Here is a 17,679-nt window from a genome sequence, read left to right on the forward strand (position 1 = left end):
CAGCCAAAGCAAGACAAACATTGACCGAGCTTTCACGAAAGGTATTCGATGACTTCCGCACAGCCATTACGGGTGGGCATGGTGGGCTATGCCTTCATGGGCGCCGCCCATTCCCACGCATGGCGGACCGCACCCCGGTTCTTCGACCTGCCGCTTGCGCCGGAGCTTACGGCCGTGGCCGGGCGCGACCGGACAGGCGTCACGGCAGCAGCAGCGAGGCTTGGCTGGACCTCGGTTGAAACCGATTGGCGGCGCCTGATCGAGCGTGACGACATTGACCTGATTGATATCTGCACTCCTGGCGACACACATGCCGAGATCGCGGTCGCCGCACTTGAAGCCGGAAAGCACGTGCTCTGCGAAAAGCCGCTGGCAAATTCAGTGGCCGAAGCAGAACGTATGGCCCAGGCAGCAGAAGCCGCCTTCGGCCGCGGCATCTACTCCATGTGCGGCTTCACTTACCGACGTACTCCGGCTTTGTCGCTGGCCAAACGGATGGTGGATGAGGGCCGCCTCGGAACCATCCGCCAGGTCCGCGCACAATACCTGCAGGACTGGCTCAGCGATGCAAACGCCCCTATGACGTGGCGGCTGGACAAAGCGAAGTCAGGGTCCGGATCGCTGGGCGATATCGGCGCCCACATCATCGACGCCGCACAATGGGTCACAGGTCAGAACATCACGGGCGTGTCGGCGCTGCTGGAAACCTTCGTCACTGAACGCCCACTTGCCGGTGACCGGGTCGGCCTTGGCGGCCACGGCGACGTTACGGGAGAAGCTCCACGGGGCGCGGTAACGGTTGATGACGCCGCTATATTCTCCGCCCGGTTCGCGAACGGCCCCATTGGTGTCTTCGAAGCCACCCGCTACGCCCTGGGCCGGAAAAATGCGATGCGGCTGGAACTCAATGGCACAAAGGGATCCCTCGCCTTCGACTTCGAGGACATGAACGTCCTCTCCGTCTATGACGATCATGACTCGCCGGACGCCGGTTTCAGGAGGATCCTGGTCACAGAGCCGGAGCACCCTTATGTGGGGAACTGGTGGCCCACCGGTCACGGTCTCGGCTACGAACACGGCTTCACCCATCAGGTGGTGGACCTGGTGAGTGCCATTGCCGGGGAACGTCAACCGGAACCGTCCTTCGCCGACGCCCTGCAGGTGCAGCGCGTACTTTCCGCCGTGGAATCAAGCGCTGCCGCCTCCAGCCGCTGGCAGGAAGTCTGAGATGACAGAAGCGAAAACAGCGCTGGTGGTCCGCGGCGGGTGGGAGGGACACCAACCGGTCGAGGCGACAGAACTCTTCATTCCACACTTGAAAGAGAACGGCTACGACGTACGGGTGGAGGAATCCCCTAAGATCTATGCCGATGCCGGCTACCTCGCCGGTGTTGACCTCATCATGCAATGCATGACCATGTCCACCATTGAAAGAGAGGAATTCGAAGGGCTCCGCACCGCTGTCGAAAACGGCACCGGCTTGGCCGGCTGGCACGGAGGGATCGCCGACTCCTACCGGAACACCTCGGATTACCTCCACCTCATTGGAGGGCAATTCGCCTGTCACCCGGGCAAACACCCAGACGAACGCATCGGGGAACAGAACGACAACTATGTTCCGTACACCATCAACATGCTCCCCGGCGTGGACCACCCCATCACACGGGGCATCGGCGATTTCGACCTCGTCACCGAACAGTATTGGGTTCTGGCGGACGGTTACATTGACGTGCTGGCTACTACGACGCAGAAGGTCCGCGCATGGGATCCCTGGAACCGCGAAGTTATATCGCCGGCTATCTGGACGCGTCAATGGGGCAAGGGGCGGATCTTCGTCGCCACTCCCGGCCACAATCTGGAAGTTCTCCGGAACAGAAACGTGCGTACCATCATCGAAAGGGGCCTTCTGTGGGCAAGCCGATAAACGTCGGAATTATCGGCTGCGGGGCTATCATCGCCCAGTACCTCGCCACCTTCCAACGCCTGGAAGCCATCAAACTCGTGGCCGTAGCGGATTTGGATCCCGTACGTGCTCAGGCTGTAGCCGATGCTAACGACGGCGTCCGGGCTTTGACGGTTGACGGATTGATCGCGGCTGATGACGTTGACCTGGTCCTGAACCTGACCATCCCTGCCGCCCACGCCGGCGTCGCCCTCAAGGCGATTGCCGCAGGCAAGAGCGTTTACGGGGAAAAGCCGCTGGCAGCTACCACTGCCGAAGCCAGTCAGGTACTGAGAGCAGCGGAAGCAGCGGGCGTCGCCGTCGGCTGCGCCCCGGATACCGTTCTCGGGACCGGAATCCAGACAGCCCGTAAAGCGATCGACGACGGACTGATCGGAACGCCCATTTCGGCGACTGCCACGATGGTCACCCCGGGTCACGAGCGCTGGCACCCCAACCCCGACTTCTATTACCAACCCGGTGGTGGACCCCTGCTCGATATGGGCCCTTACTACGTCAGTGCCCTGGTCACCCTGCTGGGGCCGGTGGTCTCGGTGACGGGCACGGCCAGCCACACCCGTGCCGAACGCACTATCGGTTCCGGCTCACGGCAGGGAGAGGTGATTCCTGTCAGCATCGACTCCCATGTAACCGGCGTCCTAACCCACGAAGGCGGGGCGTTGTCCACGCTCGTTATGAGCTTCGACGCCGTCAGGACGAAGGCGTCAAACATCGAAGTCCATGGCGAGCGTGGTTCCCTGGCCATCCCGGACCCGAATCTCTTTGACGGAGATGTTGAACTTTTCACGCTGGGCGGCGAGTCCTGGCAGACTCTGCCGGTATCGGCCGGATATATCGATTCGGGCAGAGGATTCGGCATCGCAGACCTCGCGCTAACGCCGCCGGGAGAAGAACCGCGCGCCGGTGGCAGGCTGGCCTATCACGTACTCGAAGTGATGGAGTCGGTGCTCGACTCAGCCCGCACCGGCGTCACTGTCCCGATCCGGAGCAGGGCATCGCGACCGGAACCCGTGCAACTGACGGAGTCGCCGGAGGACTCCAGAGCCCAGCCGGTCAGTTCGTAGGTAACCGACTACAGCACCGGCAGGGCTTCGAGGCCGCCGAGATACTTCTGCAGGGCCACCGGGACGTTGACGGAACCGTCTGCGTTCTGGTGGTGCTCCAGGATGGCTACGATCCAGCGGGTGGTGGCCAGTGTTCCGTTGAGGGTTGCGACGGCGCGCGTTCCCTTGGAGACGCCTTCTTCATTGACCGTGCGCTCACGGATGTTTAGCCGGCGGGACTGGAACGTGGTGCAGTTGGACGTTGAGGTGAGCTCCCGGTAGGCGCCCTGCGTGGGAACCCAGGCTTCGCAGTCGAACTTCCGGGCGGCGGACATGCCGAGATCGCCGGCAGCAGTGTCAATGACCCGGTACGGCAGCTCGCACTTCCCCAGCATTTCCTCTTCCCACGCCAGGAGCCGCTCATGCTCGGCAGCGGCTTCCTCCACCGTGGTGTAGATGAACATTTCCACCTTGTTGAACTGGTGCACCCGGATGATTCCGCGGGTGTCCTTACCGTGCGATCCCGCCTCGCGGCGGTAACAGGAGCTCTGGCCCGCGTACCGCACGGGACCATTGGAGAGGTCCAGGATTTCGTCGGCGTGGTACCCCGCCAAGGCGACCTCGGAAGTTCCCACAAGGTAAAGGTCGTCTTCGGCGAGGCGGTAGATCTCGGCGTCGTGCTTAACATCAAAGCCGGTCCCCTGCATGGTTTCGGGGCGCACCAGGGTAGGGGTAATCATGGGAACAAAGCCGGCGTCGATGGCCTGTTCCATGGCCATCTGCAGGAGGGCCATTTCCAGCCGGGCGCCCACTCCACGAAGGAAATAGAACCTGGATCCGGAGACTTTGGCGCCGCGTTCCATGTCGATGGCGCCAATCAGCTCGCCGATTTCCAGGTGGTCTCGGGGCTCGAAGTCCGGGAATTCACGCGGAGTGCCGACAGTCTTGACTACGACGTAGTCATCCTCGCCGCCTTCGGGAACACCGTCCTCGATCAGGTTAGGGATGCTGCGCAGCAGCTCCTCCTGCTTGGCCTGGGCGGCGTCAGCGTCGGCGGAGGCAGCCTTCACGGAGTTGGCGAGTTCCCTGACCTCAGCCAGCAGGGCCTGCTTTTCCTCACCCTTGGCCTGGGCCACCTTCTTGCCAAAGACATTCTGCTCGGCGCGCAGGTTCTCAAAGCGAATCAGGGCTGCCCTGCGAGCCGAATCAGCCGAAATGATCGCATCCACTACGGATTCGTCGGCGCCGCGGGCGCGCTGGCTGGCACGGAACTTGTCCGGATTGTCGCTGAGGTCTTTTACGTCGATCACCAGACAAGAGTATCTAATCCACCGCGCACACCGACGCGGGCCCTGGCGAACCTCCGGGCCGGGATACTGTTGGAGCACAATGAGCGACCTGCTGATCTATCTCATCGCCCTCGGCGCGCTGGCGTTCGCCTTCTCCAGTTGGTGGGGTGTGCGTAAGCTAAAGGAACGGCATGTCCGCAGCGCCGTGCGCGAAGAGGCCCACCACCCTGGCCTGGAAAAGCAAAAAGTGGCGGTCGTGTTAAACCCGATCAAGGCCAAGTCCGAGGAAGCGCGCGCATCCATCACACGAGCCTGTCTCGCCGCCGGGTGGGATGAACCCCGTTTCTTTGAAACCACCATTGAGGATCCCGGCTTTTCACAGGCGCGAGCGGCGCTTGCAGACTCGGCCGACGTCGTTCTGGTGGGCGGCGGCGACGGAACCGTGCGCGTTGTGGCTGAGACGCTGGCCGGCAGCAAGATCCCCATGGGCCTGGTACCGCTGGGAACCGGAAATCTCCTGGCCCGCAACCTGGACCTGGACGTCTATGACCTAGCCGGGAGTATCGACACAGCCTTGTTCGGCCATCAACGCTTCATTGACACGGCCCAAATGGGCATCGTCAATTCACGGACCGGGCATTCGTCCAAACACACCTTCCTGGTGATCGCAGGGATCGGCCTGGACGCGGAGATCCTTGGCGATACCAATGACGGGCTGAAGAGGGCCGTCGGCTGGTTGGCTTACACGGAGGCCGGCGTTCGCCACATGCCGGGCAGACGTAAGAAGGTGTCCATCGCCCTGGATGACCAGCCGGAGCAAACCCGGAAAATCCGAAGCCTGCTCTTTGCGAACTGCGGACTCATCCCTGGCGGGATCGATTTTGTCCCGCAGGCCATGATCGACGACGGCATGCTCGACGTTGTGGTCATGAGTCCGCGGAGCGCCATCGGCTGGGTGGCCATGTATGCGAAGATCGTCTTCAAGCACAAGCGGCATCTACCTGTGATGACCTACTACCGCTCAGGCAAGGCAGTGATCCGCTGCGCTGAGCCCATGCCTACCCAGCTGGACGGGGATCCGTCAGGGGAGGCCACCTCGGTAACTGTCAGGGTTGACCCCCGGTCACTGCTGGTCCGGGTCAAGGGCACCTCCGCGGCGCATTGGATGCCAGACGGTTCCACGCTCTAGCGCGCGGCGCCCCTGCACTCAGGTCACCGTCCGGGACTCGTTTCGCCTATAAGGTCAAGGCTGCTCTCAGGAGCCGGATCCCTTTGCTTCAGCGGCCAACTTTTCCGCAGCTGCCTTCGCTGCGGCGCGGGCTTCGGTCTGCTCGCGGATCATTGCCTGCTCCTCTTCGAAGCGGAGCCGATCGGCACGGTCTGCCTCATCGCCGTCCCAGTCCTGGTTTTCGGCACGCGGCTTGGGATTGACGATCATCCCTTGGCCGTCATTCTCGGTACTGGCTGCTGACATGTCCCGCTCCCTCCGGTAGAGGCAATCCCCCATTGATCTGGCAAGCATACGCACACTTAGGCAGGCGCGAAAGTGCTCCAAGCGGCATTTGTCTACGCTGTGCGCGAAGCCTCAGGGGCAGGATCTTGGCTTACGGATGCGCCTGAGAGAATTCCTTGTACCCATGCATGCGCCGCTTGGAATGCTTCGTCTGAAGTGTGTGGCTCCACCACTGGGCTTTGGGCATCCGCCCTGCCGTATGAGCCGAGGAAACGTGTGGCCGGACTGATCCTGTGCAAACCTGCTAGGGCATCCGCCATCCGGGCGTCCGCTGCGTGGCCGTCAGCATCGATACTGAAGAAGTAGTGCCCCAGATACTGTCCGGTGGGGCGTGACTCGATCCTGCTCAGGTTCACTCCCCGCGTAGCGAACTGGTCCAGAATCTCCATCAAGGCTCCAGGACGGTCCTCCGGCAGCGGCACCACCACAGTCGTCTTGTCTGCGCCCGTGCGCTCCGGCAGTAAACCAGGCCGGCTGACGAGTACGAAGCGGGTTACAGCTCCAGGATTGTCCCCGATGTTTTCTGCCAGTACCTGCAGGCTTGGTTGCTCCTCAGCCACAATGGGGGCGCAAATGGCGGCGTCGTAATGGACGCCGTCGTCGGTTAGCAGGCCGAGCGCCGCTGCAGCAGTGGAGGAGCCGGGAATATATTCAGCACCTGGAATATTGGCCTCGGCCCACAGCCTGCACTGCGCCCAGGCATGTCCATGCGTGGAAATGCTGCGGATGTCCGAAATTTTCACCCCGGGCCTTGCCACAAGCACAAAGCTGATGGGAACAAGGGCCTCACGGATGATCCGCAGCTCCTCCCCTGTGGCTATGGCATCGAGCGTGGCCGTCACACCGCCCTCCACAGAGTTTTCGATTGGCACCATTGCGGCGTCGGCGGATCCGTCCCGCACCTTGTCCAGGGCCGAGTTGACGTTCGACGACGGGATGCGCATCGCATCGGCAGCCCCCGGAACCTGCAGCAGGGCCGCTTCGGTGAAGGTACCCTCGGGGCCCAGGAAGGTGTAGGTAACGGGAACTGCGGACATCGGCAATCCTTCAGTTGAACGGGTGGAGGCGGAAGAGGGACTACAGGATGACGGGCTTGAGGCCACTCTCGGAGACCAAAGGCAAACCGGATTCAAGCCACTGGTCCATGCCTCCCGCCACGTTGAAAGCGGAATATCCCTGGCCCACCAACCACTGGGCAGCGCGGAAGGAGCGTCCGCCGGTACGGCAAATAACGTAGAGGTCCTCGTCCGGATCCAGGTCATCGAGGCGCGCGGGAAGCTGTTCCAGCGGGATGTGCAGCGCAGATTCAGCGTGCCCGGCTGACCACTCATAGTCCTCCCGCACGTCAAGAAGGCGGGCACCGGTAGGAATGTCATTCACTTTTACGGTTTCGAAATCGCTCATGGGAGTCCTCTCCTGGATTTTCTAGGTCTGACTCCAGCGTATCGCCAGCAGCCGGAGCCATCCCCCAGCAGGTGCCACGTTACGCTTTCTGTGGACAACGCAAAGGAGAATCGCGTGCCGGTAAGAGCCACCATCACAAGGACGGCCTGTCGTGGCTGACCTCCATGAACTCTCCGCTGTGCAATTGCGGGACGCCCTCGCGGAGGGCAAGCTGTCCGCCAGGGAAGCAACGGAACATTACCTTCGCCGGATCGAGGCACGGAACAAGGGGCTGGGTGCTTTCATCACGGTGACGGCCGACCAGGCAATGCGCGACGCTGCGGCCGCTGATGAACTCTACGCGCGGACGGCCAATGATTCCGGTGCAGATGCCCTTCCACTCCTCCATGGCGTGCCGGTAGCGTTCAAGGACCTGACGGACGTGGCCGGTGTTGTGACCACTCACGGAAGCGCTGCGCTGGATCACCGGCCGGCTCCTGCTGACGGAGTACTGGCAGCAGCACTCAGGGCGCAGGGAGTCATTTCCCTCGGAAAGACGCAGGTTCCCGAGTTCGGGCTGACGGCCTACAGCGAAAACAGGGTCGCGCCGCCGTCGCGCAATCCTTATGCGATGAGCAGGAGTTCCGGTGGCTCCTCCGGTGGCAGCGCCGCGGCGGTAGCAGCAGGGCTCGTCCCGTTCGCTCCCGGGACCGACGGCGGCGGGTCCGTTCGAATTCCTGCTGCAGCATGCGGCCTTGTCGGACTTAAGCCTGGGCGCGGGCTGGTGCCAGCGGGGGAAAGCACCGGCGACCCGGCGGGCCTGGTAGTCACGGGCCCCCTTGCAAGGCGGGCCGAGGACGCGGCGCTCATGCTGGACGCGTTGACGCTCGACCCCCTGAAGCCCGACGCCGCGGAACAGAGGGGTCCCGCGGGGGGCTATCTTGAAACACTGAAACGAGAACCCGGAAAGCTCCGTATTGGCATCAGCCTGGACAGCCCGTGGCAGGGCATTTTCCCTTTCACTCCAGACCCGGAGGCCCTCGAGGCTCTAGCTGAGGGGGTGAGGCTGCTGGAGGCGGCAGGACATTCGACGTCGGAGGCAGCCATCCGCTATGACAACCGTTACCCGGATGCGTTCACCACTGCCTGGACTGCCGGAGTGGGTGCCGCGCGTATCAGCCCACGGCGCGAGCCGCTCCTGACCCCGCTCACCCGGACGTTCAGGCGGCGGGCCCAGCAGCGGAGCGCCACCAAGCTCGCCGAAGCGGTGGGTTTTCTGCGCCAGTTCCAGCGTGACACCATCGCTCAGTACGCGGCGTGGGATCTCATCATGACTCCGGCTTTGGCGCAGACGCCAAGGCCCGTGGGTTGGTTCACTGGAACGCATGGAGACGGGCCCTGGCCAACCGAGTGGGCGGGCGACGCCGACGGAGACTACCGCCGGCAGTGCGAGTACGCGCCGTGGTCATCGATGGTCAATGCCTGCGGACTCCCTGCCATCACTTTGCCCGTCCACTGGACTGATGAAACGTCAGGAACTTCCCTTCCTATGGGAATCCAGCTCATCGGGCCGATGGGTTCGGAAGCGCTTCTCCTCCAGGTCGCCGCGCAACTGGGCTTCTAAGCCCCTTTTCCTTTTTGCTCGTGGCACATCTGGCTCTTCCTTGCTTTTGGAGCGCCTGCGTTTCCATCATGTGTGCATAATGAACATATGTACGTGCTTGTTATGATCAGTGAGGTGTGTCACCATGAAGGCACAAGTGAACGCACAGGAGCGTTCCCAGGCAAGGCCTGGCCACAGGAAAAAGGAATCACATGGGAATTTCGGGCATGAAGCGAGTGCGGAAACTGCGCATCCATTGGCCAATCGAGCGGGAGATCCTCGCGCGGCTCGCTGCCGGCGAAACGCAGGTGTTCGAGGAGGACCCCCGGATGGCCGCGTTTCTAGCCGTTCTTCGGGAAATGCCTGAACTTGGAGACTTCGGCATGTACCACCACGTCTTTGAGTCGGGCCTTGGTTTCGAGGGATTCACGGTAGGCGAAGGTGCGAATCCAACGATGGGCACGGTCGGCGAACGCAGCGTCTCCCCCACCTTCCTGCTGACCACGTACATCGACGCGGACCTTTCCGACGACGCCGTCGGGCGGATTGTCGAAAGAGTCGTGGCTATCCACCCATGGGAAGTCCCGGTTCTTGAAGTCTCGGAAGCACTCAACATCTCCACATTCGTGACAGGAAGGGTTGCAGCATGACAATCAGCGCAGCGATCACCGATGACCGCACTACAGGAACATGGGAAGGCCTTAGCACTGTTTTGGCCGGCCGGACTTTCACCGATCTGACCCACGCCTTCCACCCTGGGCAACCCCATTTCCCGGCATTTCCCGACGAAGTCCGCACCAATCTTTTTGATCTTGAGGCCGGGGACGGGTTTACTGCGCACCAGTACACCATCGTTGGGCAGTGGGGCACCCACGTCGATCCGCCGTCGCACTTTATCCGGTCGGGACGCACCTTGGACCACATCCCTGTGCGGGAAATGATCCTGCCCCTCGTGGTCCTGGACATCAGTGATCGGGTGGACGCGGACCCGGACGCCACTCCTTCCCTCGCCGACGTCGAAGCCTGGGAAGAGCGGCATGGACGGATCCCGGAGGATTCGTTTGTGGCTCTGCGCAGTGGTTGGAGCAGCCGCTGGCCTGATGGAGACGCTATGGCCAACCGTGATGCCGACGGCGTCAGCCATACGCCCGGGTGGTCCTCCGAGGTATTGAGGTTCCTGGTTGAAGAGCGGAACATCCGCGCAATCGGCCACGAACAAACAGACACCGACCCCGGCCAGGCAACGTCGCGCTCGGATTTCAGTCTCGAAACCTACATCCTGGCGCAAGGCCGCTGGCAAATTGAGCTTCTCGCCAGTTTGGAGTCCCTGCCCGAAGCAGGGGCGGCGATCGTAGCCACTTGGCCCAAACCCCAAGGTGGCAGCGGCTTCCCGGCCAGGGTCTTTGCCATCCACTGATCTCTGCAATTAACAGTCACCAACGTTGGCTAGACTCGGCCCATGCCGAAAAACTCAAGCATGGGCCGTGGGATGAACGTGGTGTTCGCGGTGAGTGCCCGGCATGCCGCCGGAAGTGCGGGCGCCACTGTTGCCGACGTCGCCGCAGATCTCGGCAAAGACCGCAGCCAGGTGTCACGTGGGCTCAAGGCTGCGCTGCAGGAAGACTTCCTGATCCGGGGCGAGCGCCGCGCCTATGCCTTGCACTGGGGACTGTACGCCGATGCGCGGTCCCTGACTGAGCAGCGGCTGCGGACCGACGGGCTGACGGCGTTGGAAGGTTTGGTCGAAGACACCGGAGAAGGCTGCTTCCTGGGCGTTTTGAGCGGCGATTCGACCGTTACGATCGGCGAGCGCGTCCCGGCCGACAGCAAGATGATCGGCTCGTGGATCGGCCGGCCCTACCCCGCTTACTGCAGCGACGCCGGGCAGGCCCTGCTGTGGGAGGCTACTGACGACGAGGTCCGGACGGTCTTCAGCCGCACGGAGTTCGTGAAGCATGGGCCCAAGACCCCCGCCGGCGTGGACGACTTCCTCGAGCGGCTTCACGCTGCCCGGGACCGCGGATATTCAGTGGTGGATGAGGAAGCCGAACCCGGCCTGTATTCCCTGGCCGTCCCCATTCATGACTTCCGCGGCGAGGTGCTGGCTGCGCTGCAGGTGGTCGGGCCCAAAAGCAGGCTGGAACCCAAAAGCGCCGAGTGTGGTGCCGCCGTCGTCAAATGGGGGCGGGCACTGGAAGCGGCCTTGACGGGGCGCTCCTCTGCTGTTTGACCCTGCAGTCACGTTTGACGGTCCAGCCACAGCGGCCGCCACTCCCCCTCAGCTGGCGTCGGCGTCGTTCCAGTTCGGCTTCATTTCGATGAGCTGAATGAGGTTGCCGCAGGTGTCGTTGAGGACGGCTACGAAAGCGGTGCCGATGTCGGTGGGCGGCTGGGTGAACACGACACCCTTGTTGGTCAGCCTGGCGTACTCGGCCTCGATGTCCTCGACGGCGAACTGAGCGAGGGGAATACCGTCTTCCATCAGCGCATCCCGGTACGGCTTCACTGCAGGGTGACCAGCCGGCTCCAGCAAAAGCTCCGGACCGTCAACCACCTCGGGTGACTCAACGGTTAGCCAGAAGTTCTCCCCGAGGGGGATGTCATGCCGCTTCTTGAAGCCGAGCACCTCGGTATAGAAGGCGAGGGCTGCCCGCTGGTTGTCAACGAACAGGCTCGTCAGGGAAATTTTCATTGTTCAGTCCTTTTTCTGGCTGGCCATCGTCCGGTGATCTGGGCGAGTGGCTCTGGATTGAAGTAGTGGAATTTGGAGCGTCCCCGCCGCTCGGTTACCACCAGGCCAGCCGACTCGAGCACTCCGAGATGCTGGGAGATCGCCTGACGTGTGAGGGTGAGGCCGTGACGCATTGCCAGCGTGGTGCAGATCTCGAACAGGGTCTGGCCGTCCCGCGCTGACAGTTCGTCAAGGACCAGGCGCCTCGTCTCGTCGTCAAGAGCGCGGAAGACATCGACCATGGCTCCATAATAGGCAAGTGGCGACTTGCATATCAAGTATCGGCTTTTGGAGCGTCAATTGCCGATTATGAACTTTCCCGTCGAAGCACGACTGTTGTCTATTCCGGAAAACCCGTAGGAATGCGGCCGTCAAATTCTGACCAGTGGCTCAGCGGCATAGACATCATGAAGGAGCCGCGTCAACGCCGAATCGTTTTTTAGCTGGTGGTCGCCAAGACATGTTAGCGGGATGCCTGGCGTCCAAGAGTTCATTGCCGCAGCTGAAATGCCTTCAGTCAGATCGAGCTGGCGGACCGGTCGAGTCTGCTGGGGTATGCCCCTGGCTTCAAGCTGTCGAACCAAGATCTGCATAGTCACGCCTGACAGGACATCAGCCTCTGGCCAGATAACTTGCGCGCCATCCCAGAAGGCTAAATTCCATATCGTGCCTTCACTTATGCGACCGGCCCCATCTTCGAAGGCGGCGTCGTCAAAGCCGCGCGCGTTAGCCCTTCTCAGATAGAACGTCTTTGAGACTTCGCCAACATGCTTGATCTGCGGCAGGTGGCGCTCATGCCGAGCCACGTCGAAGGCCATCGGGGCTGCGGGTGGCTCCGCTGGTTCAAAAACCTTGATCAGGACGTCGAGAGCACTCACCGGACCAGCTGGCATGAACTCTCCGGGTCGCGAGGCTAGGAAGCACGTCACGGACGAGTCCGGCGGTGCGGCCTCAATTGCCACACGCAGGTACTCACGGACCTGGGAATCCGGCAGGTGCTGGTCGAACAGCAGGCTGCTGGCGGTGTGGAGACGGCTCAAATGCAAGTCCAAGCCCTTGACCGAACGGTCGCGTACCTGCATGGCGGTGAAGTGGGAGTAGCCTGTGAAGGCCAACGGTGCAAGGTCCTCAGCCGTAGGAATCCGACCGTTGAAGTAAGTAAGCGAGAATGACATAACTGCAAATGTAGGAGTTGACACTAGTGTCAAAGGCAAGCCTTGGGGGCCGGAAGCTCCTCCGAGTCGGTGAAGTCGCCTCTCTCAGCGGCGTGAGTCCCCGACTTATTCGCTACTACGAGAATCAGGGCCTAATCTCGGCAGAACGCTCCTCGACCGGGCAGAGACACTTCGAAATCGCCGCGGTCGAGCAAATCCGGCACATTCGGCTGCTGCTGGATGCTGGTCTTCCCACACGCATCATCAGCGAACTCCTAGACTGCATCCACGATCCGGGGCGTTTGGAGCTCTGCGCGGTGCCAACTTTGGTTGAACACCTTCGCGCTCGTGACGAGAGAATCGCGGAACTGGTCAGCACTCGCCAGGCCCTCCAGGGATTGATCGATTCTTCCAGCCTTGGACCTGACAGACGACTAGCCGGTTCATGACCGGCCATTTTTGCATACAAAACTGCTGCACCGTATATGGGACCCTCACCGGGCAATTTTGCGGGCGGGTCTTGTGGGAATCCGGAAACTTCGGAACCGCGCGGTCTGTCGCATCGCCCGGTGGGGCATGGTGCGATAACCGGTGAGGGACCGGCTTACGGGCGCGCTGCTTTCCACCCAGCGCTACAGTTGACCGGACCGTGCGATTCATCGGTACATGGGCAGGTAGGAAGGCCGACGTTGGGAAAGTACTTTGAACATGAAGTTCTTAGGGGCTTCTACCTGGAAGACAGCTGGGTATTGGACATCAGTGCAAAGCGAGGACAACTTGTCATTACCGCGTAGTTCGTACTGACCGAGGAACACCCCTCCTATGGCCCGGCGCGCCCCGGAGAGCAATACTGCTACCGCAAGGGAGTACTGGTGTTCGACGGTGTAACAGATGTGAATTGGACGGGTCAGCTCAGTTCCCGGCCTTCGCGCGACCCTGACTGGTCAGTCGACTACGGCAATATCGACTCCCTCATCATCGAGGGAAATCACTACACCGTTGAAGGGGACCTCGGCAAAATCGACCTCCACGCTGCATCCATCCGAGTTGCACTGGTCTCGGACGGCACGATCATGACTTCGCACAGCACCCGCCACTGACCTGTAGCACGGTCCCGGTCAAGGATCCCTCACCGGAAACGGATTGAGGGTGGAAAAGCCATTCTGTCCGGCATGATCGAGGGAATCCTGAGCACACGGACGATGACCCCGGCGATAATCGACATATGACTGAGCGCCTGCCGTCCTGGCCAATCACACCACCCACATACGGTTCAATCGTTTTGCGCGAGTTTACCGACGACGACGTACATCTCGCCTTCGAGTTGGGGGACGACCCTTACATCCCTCTCATTGGGAGCCTTCCCGCCCTCCCCACAGCACAGCAGGCTCTGGAGTGGATCTACCGTCAGCGCGGCCGGTTAACCGAAGGAGCAGGGTTGTCCTTCGCCATCGCCGATGCCGAGTCCGACAACGCCGTCGGGGCCATCGGGCTGTGGCTTCAGAACATGTCGGCCGGACGCGCGACGGTCGGCTACTCGGTTGCACCCGCCCACCGGGGACGCGGGATCGCCAGCAGTGCGCTGAAAGCACTGACCGCGTTCACTTGGACCATCCCCACTCTGCACCGGATCGAGCTGTACATCGAACCGTGGAACAGCAACTCAAGTCGGGTTGCCGAGGCGGCTGGTTTCCAGCGTGAGGGCCTGCTCCGGAGCCACCAGCAGATTGGTGATACCAGGCGCGACATGCTGCTCTACGCGACAACGCGACCTTGACCACATCCTGGCTATTCGTGTTAGGTGTCCCGCTCAAGGTTCCTCAAATGGGAAAGCCACCACGACGCCGAAGACATCATGATCATCAACGTTTGGCTTAGCCTGAGGCCGGCGCTATTCGCCAACGGCATTTCGACATCGTCAGAGAGCTACTTTTGCGGCTGACGGATTGTGATCCAGTAGCGTCGCACGGCGCCGTTGTTGGTGTCCCGATCGAGCTCGAGAATACCGCCTTGACGCTCGATCGTCTTAGCAGAGGTGCTGTTGCCGTCCTCGCAGATAACCATCACTCGGTCCATGCCGAGCGCCCGCGCCTCATCTACTACTTGACCTAGTGCCCAGGTAGCCAGCCCATGCCCGCGCGAGGACGGCCGGATGCCGTAGCCGATGTGTCCAGCCTGTGCCACCAGTTCGTGGTTTTGGTGCCGCAGCGCGATCCCGCCCAGGATTTCGTCATCGTCAACGATCCACCAATAAGTACAACTGCCTGACTCGCCGGCAAGCCTCGCCAACCAGGTGTGGAACCCGGCCAGCGAGTCGACATCATCGGTGGCCAACAATCCGAAACCATCCTCGTGGAGTCCCGCCCCCCACTCGGCATGGGCCTGAAGCCAAGCTTTATGAAGCCGTTCGGTCGGTACGATCAACTCGGGCATGCCGCAACTATATCGATCAACGACAATGGCCCTTCCGCAGGCGCCCTCGGAGCGTTCAAGGTTCCCCTTATGCTTCACCTAACTGGCTTGTGAGTAGCGGCTAGTTCTCGTCTGAACGCTCGGGAAAGCGTACGGGGTGCTTGGGGTCTCTGCCGCGTACGCCCAGTATTCATCGCGCTGCCACAAAAAACCGCGTCACCCAGATGACGTAAACGATCCTGCCGAGAGCAGGGACAGCAGGCTTTAGAGGGAACTGCTATCGTCGCTCATGAGACTACAAAGTAGCGCTACTGCGATAATCCGACCTGTGCTACCGTACCGGACAGCATCCGGCCTCTGGTGGGGCCTCGTTGGAGTAGTTGCCTTCTCCTTCACGGTCCCCTTCACGAAGCTGGCAGTCGGCGGCCTATCGCCGTTGTTCATCGGATCGGCACGGGCGGTGGTGGCGGCCTTCCTTGCCGCCATGGCCCTGTCTCTGGCGAGGCAGCGCTTTCCGCGAGGCGTGCAGTGGGCCCGGCTCGCCATTGTCGCTGCAGGGATTGTCGTGGGCTTCCCGCTGCTCACGTCCTTCGCGCTTACTGCCGCGCCTGCCAGTCATGGAGCCGTCGTCATCGCTCTCTTGCCGGCGGCCACGGCTACGATGGTCGTCCTCCGCAGCCGAGAACGTCCACCGGTTGTCTTCTGGATCGTGACAGCGGTGGGTTCGGTGGCGGCGATGGCCTTCGCTTCTACACAATCGGGTGGTTTAGGGCAGCTGCATTGGGCGGACTTGCTGCTCTTCGTCGCTGTCATTGCCGCAGCCATCGGGTACGCGGAGGGAGGTTTGCTGGCCCGTGAACTGGGCGCGTGGCAGACAGTATCTTGGGCGCTTGTCCTAGCCTCGCCCCTAATGGTGGTCCTGACCGCCCTCTCCATGGCGCAGCAGGTCCCGTCCGGTACACCCTTGCAGTGGGCAGCGTTCGCCTACCTTGGGGTCGTCAGCATGTTCCTGGGTTTCTTCGCCTGGTACCGCGGCCTTGCGATCGGGCCGATGGCACAGATAAGCCAGATCCAACTGGCGCAGCCGGTCCTAAGCATCTGTTGGGCAGGTCTTCTGCTGGGCGAGACCTTGACTTCGACCACCATCATCGGCGGTCTGGCCGTCATTCTCTGCGCCGGCGTTGCTGTCCGCATACGACGGAGCCCGAGACCCAAACAGCTCCACTGATCCTCACCAATATTGGCAGTCTCCCCGAGGGGTGTTTCAGGATTCCTCGGGGCCGCATAGATGTGCCGCAAGGCCTTCGCCTTCAGTCCCGAGTAGCCTCAGTGGAAAATGACCGTTTAAGGTTCGGCTAACGCGCAGCAAGGGCCGGGTGATCGACCGGCTTACTGGCATTGAAAGCAACGATTAAAAGTCAGGTGGCCGCCGCGTCTGGGGTGCGGTTCCTTCCGACAATGACCACGAACACTGCTACCAATGACAGGGCGCTGACGGCATAGAGAACCTTGCCCCAAGGCGCGTGATCCCCGCCCGAAGTTGCAAAGGCATCAGCGAGCCCCATCCCGGCTGGAAAGGATGCCATCCAATGTGATGGTACCGCTAGCACGAGCAGCAATAGGTAGAGCCCTGCAGCGGCTCTTCTCGAGATGGAATGCTTCAGCCCCGCAATCAGAACTGCTGCAGCCAACAAAATTCCAGCGGCTGCCCATATAAGAACCGCTGGCGCCGCAAGTGATTCATTCGCCTGATCCATAAGCGCATGGATTTCGGCCAGCGTTGCGCCTGGTACAGCAGCCAGAGGGTTCCACACCAGGACCTGGAGCGCACCGGCAACTGCGTAGCCCACCACGAGCAGGAATCCCGCTACCCCTATCCATATAGCCGAGCGCTGCCTGTCTTTTCCCCCATGCCCCATGCCCCATACCCCATACTCGCAGCCTAGCGCCTGTGATCCTGTGACCCCGCCACAGGATCATCACTCACAGGGAACGGGTCCACAAATGGGGGTGAAGGCGTCCCACTTACCCTTCGGCTTACGGGCGCCAAACTCAGCCGAAACAGGTGCCGTAGACTCGCGGCATGAACGAGAAGCGGCCCTTGTCATTGCGTGAAGCAATTGAGTTGGAGCGCCCGGAAGCACTCTCCGCGTCGCGCGAAGCGTTGCTTGATCGCTGGCACTCCCTTCCGCCGGACAAAGGAACCGCTCTCAGGCTCGCATTCATCGACTGGTGGTCCTGCAGTGAACCTGACTTTCTGACGGGTCTACCTGACTACGACTACGATGCCTCTCTTTTCCCCGAACTGGCTGCCTACCTCACATCGCCTTCCGAGATTGACACCACGGTTCGGTTCGTCCTGGGTTGGATGGCGAAGTCGTTCCCCTGGTGTTGCGGCTGCGGTCCGACGTCCTGGGACTCTGTTGGGGAAAAGCTGTGGTCAGAGTTCGAGACAAGCAACGATTTGGACCTGTCGGAGTTCTCGGACGATAGCGAGTACGTGTCTACTTCACCCACATCTATGCCTCCGCTCAGCGGAAGCGGTCGGCTGACACGGGTGACTAGGGCCGCGCGCTCAAGGTTCCGCT

Annotated in this window: 21 protein-coding genes; 12 read left to right on the forward strand and 9 right to left on the reverse strand. The window is 61.6% G+C overall.

Annotation, left to right across the window (positions count from 1 at the left end):
• Positions 1–48: 48 nt before the first annotated feature.
• Genes M1E05_RS00210 through M1E05_RS00220 form a run of 3 tightly spaced genes read left to right on the forward strand, consistent with a single transcriptional unit; the run spans position 49 to position 3,027 of the window.
• Complete coding sequence (locus M1E05_RS00210) at positions 49–1,227, forward strand: Gfo/Idh/MocA family protein (protein WP_461164071.1); 1,179 nt, start codon at positions 49–51, stop codon at positions 1,225–1,227.
• 1 nt (position 1,228) lies between these two features.
• The gene (locus tag M1E05_RS00215) at positions 1,229–1,924 is read left to right on the forward strand and encodes a ThuA domain-containing protein (protein WP_461164072.1); all 696 of its coding nucleotides are present in this window, start codon (positions 1,229–1,231) and stop codon (positions 1,922–1,924) included.
• On the forward strand, positions 1,909–3,027 hold the full coding sequence (locus M1E05_RS00220) for a Gfo/Idh/MocA family protein (protein ID WP_461164073.1): 1,119 nt from the start codon (positions 1,909–1,911) through the stop codon (positions 3,025–3,027). The genes M1E05_RS00215 and M1E05_RS00220 overlap by 16 nt, the downstream gene beginning before the upstream one ends.
• Before the next feature lie 8 nt (positions 3,028–3,035).
• Here M1E05_RS00220 and serS read toward each other — a convergent pair whose 3' ends face one another.
• The gene (gene serS, locus M1E05_RS00225) at positions 3,036–4,316 is read right to left on the reverse strand and encodes a serine--tRNA ligase (protein WP_461164074.1); all 1,281 of its coding nucleotides are present in this window, start codon (positions 4,314–4,316) and stop codon (positions 3,036–3,038) included.
• A 79-nt stretch (positions 4,317–4,395) separates the two neighbouring features.
• On the opposite strand from serS, the gene M1E05_RS00230 reads away from it, so the two are divergent.
• On the forward strand, positions 4,396–5,484 hold the full coding sequence (locus tag M1E05_RS00230) for a diacylglycerol/lipid kinase family protein (RefSeq protein WP_461164075.1): 1,089 nt from the start codon (positions 4,396–4,398) through the stop codon (positions 5,482–5,484).
• A gap of 66 nt (positions 5,485–5,550) precedes the next feature.
• On the opposite strand, the gene M1E05_RS00235 is transcribed toward M1E05_RS00230, so the two are convergent.
• The 3 genes from M1E05_RS00235 to M1E05_RS00245 all read right to left on the reverse strand — a co-directional run bounded on the left by M1E05_RS00235 (position 5,551) and on the right by M1E05_RS00245 (position 7,212).
• Entirely contained in the window at positions 5,551–5,769 is a 219-nt protein-coding gene (locus tag M1E05_RS00235; protein ID WP_458112753.1) for a hypothetical protein, read from the reverse strand.
• Between the two features lie 92 nt (positions 5,770–5,861).
• Positions 5,862–6,845 carry a prephenate dehydratase gene (pheA, locus tag M1E05_RS00240; RefSeq protein WP_461164076.1) on the reverse strand — a complete coding sequence of 328 codons (984 nt, stop codon included), beginning with the start codon at positions 6,843–6,845 and terminating at the stop codon, positions 5,862–5,864.
• Between the two features lie 40 nt (positions 6,846–6,885).
• On the reverse strand, positions 6,886–7,212 hold the full coding sequence (locus tag M1E05_RS00245; RefSeq protein ID WP_458112751.1) for a rhodanese-like domain-containing protein: 327 nt from the start codon (positions 7,210–7,212) through the stop codon (positions 6,886–6,888).
• 151 nt (positions 7,213–7,363) lie between these two features.
• On the opposite strand from M1E05_RS00245, the gene M1E05_RS00250 reads away from it, so the two are divergent.
• The 4 genes from M1E05_RS00250 (at position 7,364) to M1E05_RS00265 (ending at position 11,024) form a co-directional block, all read left to right on the forward strand.
• Complete coding sequence (locus M1E05_RS00250; RefSeq protein ID WP_458112750.1) at positions 7,364–8,815, forward strand: amidase; 1,452 nt, start codon at positions 7,364–7,366, stop codon at positions 8,813–8,815.
• 191 nt (positions 8,816–9,006) lie between these two features.
• Positions 9,007–9,444: a hypothetical protein gene (locus M1E05_RS00255; protein WP_458112749.1), complete on the forward strand. Its 438-nt coding sequence runs from the start codon at positions 9,007–9,009 to the stop codon at positions 9,442–9,444.
• The gene (locus M1E05_RS00260) at positions 9,441–10,211 is read left to right on the forward strand and encodes a cyclase family protein (protein ID WP_461164077.1); all 771 of its coding nucleotides are present in this window, start codon (positions 9,441–9,443) and stop codon (positions 10,209–10,211) included. The genes M1E05_RS00255 and M1E05_RS00260 overlap by 4 nt, the downstream gene beginning before the upstream one ends.
• Before the next feature lie 42 nt (positions 10,212–10,253).
• Positions 10,254–11,024: an IclR family transcriptional regulator gene (locus tag M1E05_RS00265; protein WP_461164078.1), complete on the forward strand. Its 771-nt coding sequence runs from the start codon at positions 10,254–10,256 to the stop codon at positions 11,022–11,024.
• Between the two features lie 48 nt (positions 11,025–11,072).
• Here M1E05_RS00265 and M1E05_RS00270 read toward each other — a convergent pair whose 3' ends face one another.
• The 3 genes from M1E05_RS00270 to M1E05_RS00280 form a co-directional block, all read right to left on the reverse strand.
• Complete coding sequence (locus M1E05_RS00270) at positions 11,073–11,486, reverse strand: VOC family protein (protein WP_461164079.1); 414 nt, start codon at positions 11,484–11,486, stop codon at positions 11,073–11,075.
• The gene (locus M1E05_RS00275) at positions 11,483–11,767 is read right to left on the reverse strand and encodes an ArsR/SmtB family transcription factor (protein ID WP_461164080.1); all 285 of its coding nucleotides are present in this window, start codon (positions 11,765–11,767) and stop codon (positions 11,483–11,485) included. Before M1E05_RS00275 ends, M1E05_RS00270 begins: the two co-directional genes overlap by 4 nt.
• Before the next feature lie 129 nt (positions 11,768–11,896).
• A complete protein-coding gene (locus M1E05_RS00280) occupies positions 11,897–12,640 on the reverse strand; it encodes an aminotransferase class IV (RefSeq protein ID WP_461164081.1) in 744 nt (247 codons plus the stop codon).
• A 152-nt stretch (positions 12,641–12,792) separates the two neighbouring features.
• Between M1E05_RS00280 and M1E05_RS00285 the strand changes: the two genes are divergently transcribed.
• The 3 genes from M1E05_RS00285 (at position 12,793) to M1E05_RS00295 (ending at position 14,456) form a co-directional block, all read left to right on the forward strand.
• A complete protein-coding gene (locus M1E05_RS00285; RefSeq protein WP_461165304.1) occupies positions 12,793–13,128 on the forward strand; it encodes a MerR family transcriptional regulator in 336 nt (111 codons plus the stop codon).
• Positions 13,129–13,551: 423 nt separating this feature from the next.
• Positions 13,552–13,779 carry a hypothetical protein gene (locus M1E05_RS00290; RefSeq protein WP_461164082.1) on the forward strand — a complete coding sequence of 76 codons (228 nt, stop codon included), beginning with the start codon at positions 13,552–13,554 and terminating at the stop codon, positions 13,777–13,779.
• 125 nt (positions 13,780–13,904) lie between these two features.
• Complete coding sequence (locus M1E05_RS00295; protein ID WP_461164083.1) at positions 13,905–14,456, forward strand: GNAT family N-acetyltransferase; 552 nt, start codon at positions 13,905–13,907, stop codon at positions 14,454–14,456.
• A gap of 149 nt (positions 14,457–14,605) precedes the next feature.
• Here M1E05_RS00295 and M1E05_RS00300 read toward each other — a convergent pair whose 3' ends face one another.
• Positions 14,606–15,112 (reverse strand): GNAT family N-acetyltransferase, encoded by a 507-nt coding sequence (locus tag M1E05_RS00300; protein WP_461164084.1) that lies wholly within the window; start codon positions 15,110–15,112, stop codon positions 14,606–14,608.
• A 268-nt stretch (positions 15,113–15,380) separates the two neighbouring features.
• On the opposite strand from M1E05_RS00300, the gene M1E05_RS00305 reads away from it, so the two are divergent.
• Complete coding sequence (locus tag M1E05_RS00305; RefSeq protein ID WP_461164085.1) at positions 15,381–16,319, forward strand: DMT family transporter; 939 nt, start codon at positions 15,381–15,383, stop codon at positions 16,317–16,319.
• Positions 16,320–16,509: 190 nt separating this feature from the next.
• On the opposite strand, the gene M1E05_RS00310 is transcribed toward M1E05_RS00305, so the two are convergent.
• Positions 16,510–17,010, reverse strand: a complete 501-nt coding sequence (locus M1E05_RS00310) for a hypothetical protein (protein WP_461164086.1) — start codon at positions 17,008–17,010, stop codon at positions 16,510–16,512.
• Positions 17,011–17,679: the final 669 nt, after the last annotated feature.

The sequence above is a fragment of the Arthrobacter sp. R4-81 genome (genome assembly GCF_054792365.1).

What these genes read in the sequence shown, in the direction of transcription:
- M1E05_RS00300 (WP_461164084.1), bottom strand. Translation starts at nt 15,112, where the DNA reads ATGCCCGAGTTGATCGTACCGACCGAACGGCTTCATAAAGCTTGGCTT.
- M1E05_RS00275 (WP_461164080.1), bottom strand. Translation starts at nt 11,767, where the DNA reads ATGGTCGATGTCTTCCGCGCTCTTGACGACGAGACGAGGCGCCTGGTC.
- M1E05_RS00270 (WP_461164079.1), bottom strand. Translation starts at nt 11,486, where the DNA reads ATGAAAATTTCCCTGACGAGCCTGTTCGTTGACAACCAGCGGGCAGCC.
- M1E05_RS00235 (WP_458112753.1), bottom strand. Translation starts at nt 5,769, where the DNA reads ATGTCAGCAGCCAGTACCGAGAATGACGGCCAAGGGATGATCGTCAAT.
- M1E05_RS00210 (WP_461164071.1), top strand. Translation starts at nt 49, where the DNA reads ATGACTTCCGCACAGCCATTACGGGTGGGCATGGTGGGCTATGCCTTC.
- M1E05_RS00310 (WP_461164086.1), bottom strand. Translation starts at nt 17,010, where the DNA reads ATGGGGCATGGGGGAAAAGACAGGCAGCGCTCGGCTATATGGATAGGG.
- pheA (WP_461164076.1), bottom strand. Translation starts at nt 6,845, where the DNA reads ATGTCCGCAGTTCCCGTTACCTACACCTTCCTGGGCCCCGAGGGTACC.
- M1E05_RS00245 (WP_458112751.1), bottom strand. Translation starts at nt 7,212, where the DNA reads ATGAGCGATTTCGAAACCGTAAAAGTGAATGACATTCCTACCGGTGCC.
- M1E05_RS00265 (WP_461164078.1), top strand. Translation starts at nt 10,254, where the DNA reads ATGCCGAAAAACTCAAGCATGGGCCGTGGGATGAACGTGGTGTTCGCG.
- M1E05_RS00305 (WP_461164085.1), top strand. Translation starts at nt 15,381, where the DNA reads ATGAGACTACAAAGTAGCGCTACTGCGATAATCCGACCTGTGCTACCG.
- M1E05_RS00230 (WP_461164075.1), top strand. Translation starts at nt 4,396, where the DNA reads ATGAGCGACCTGCTGATCTATCTCATCGCCCTCGGCGCGCTGGCGTTC.
- M1E05_RS00215 (WP_461164072.1), top strand. Translation starts at nt 1,229, where the DNA reads ATGACAGAAGCGAAAACAGCGCTGGTGGTCCGCGGCGGGTGGGAGGGA.
- M1E05_RS00260 (WP_461164077.1), top strand. Translation starts at nt 9,441, where the DNA reads ATGACAATCAGCGCAGCGATCACCGATGACCGCACTACAGGAACATGG.
- M1E05_RS00295 (WP_461164083.1), top strand. Translation starts at nt 13,905, where the DNA reads ATGACTGAGCGCCTGCCGTCCTGGCCAATCACACCACCCACATACGGT.
- M1E05_RS00255 (WP_458112749.1), top strand. Translation starts at nt 9,007, where the DNA reads ATGGGAATTTCGGGCATGAAGCGAGTGCGGAAACTGCGCATCCATTGG.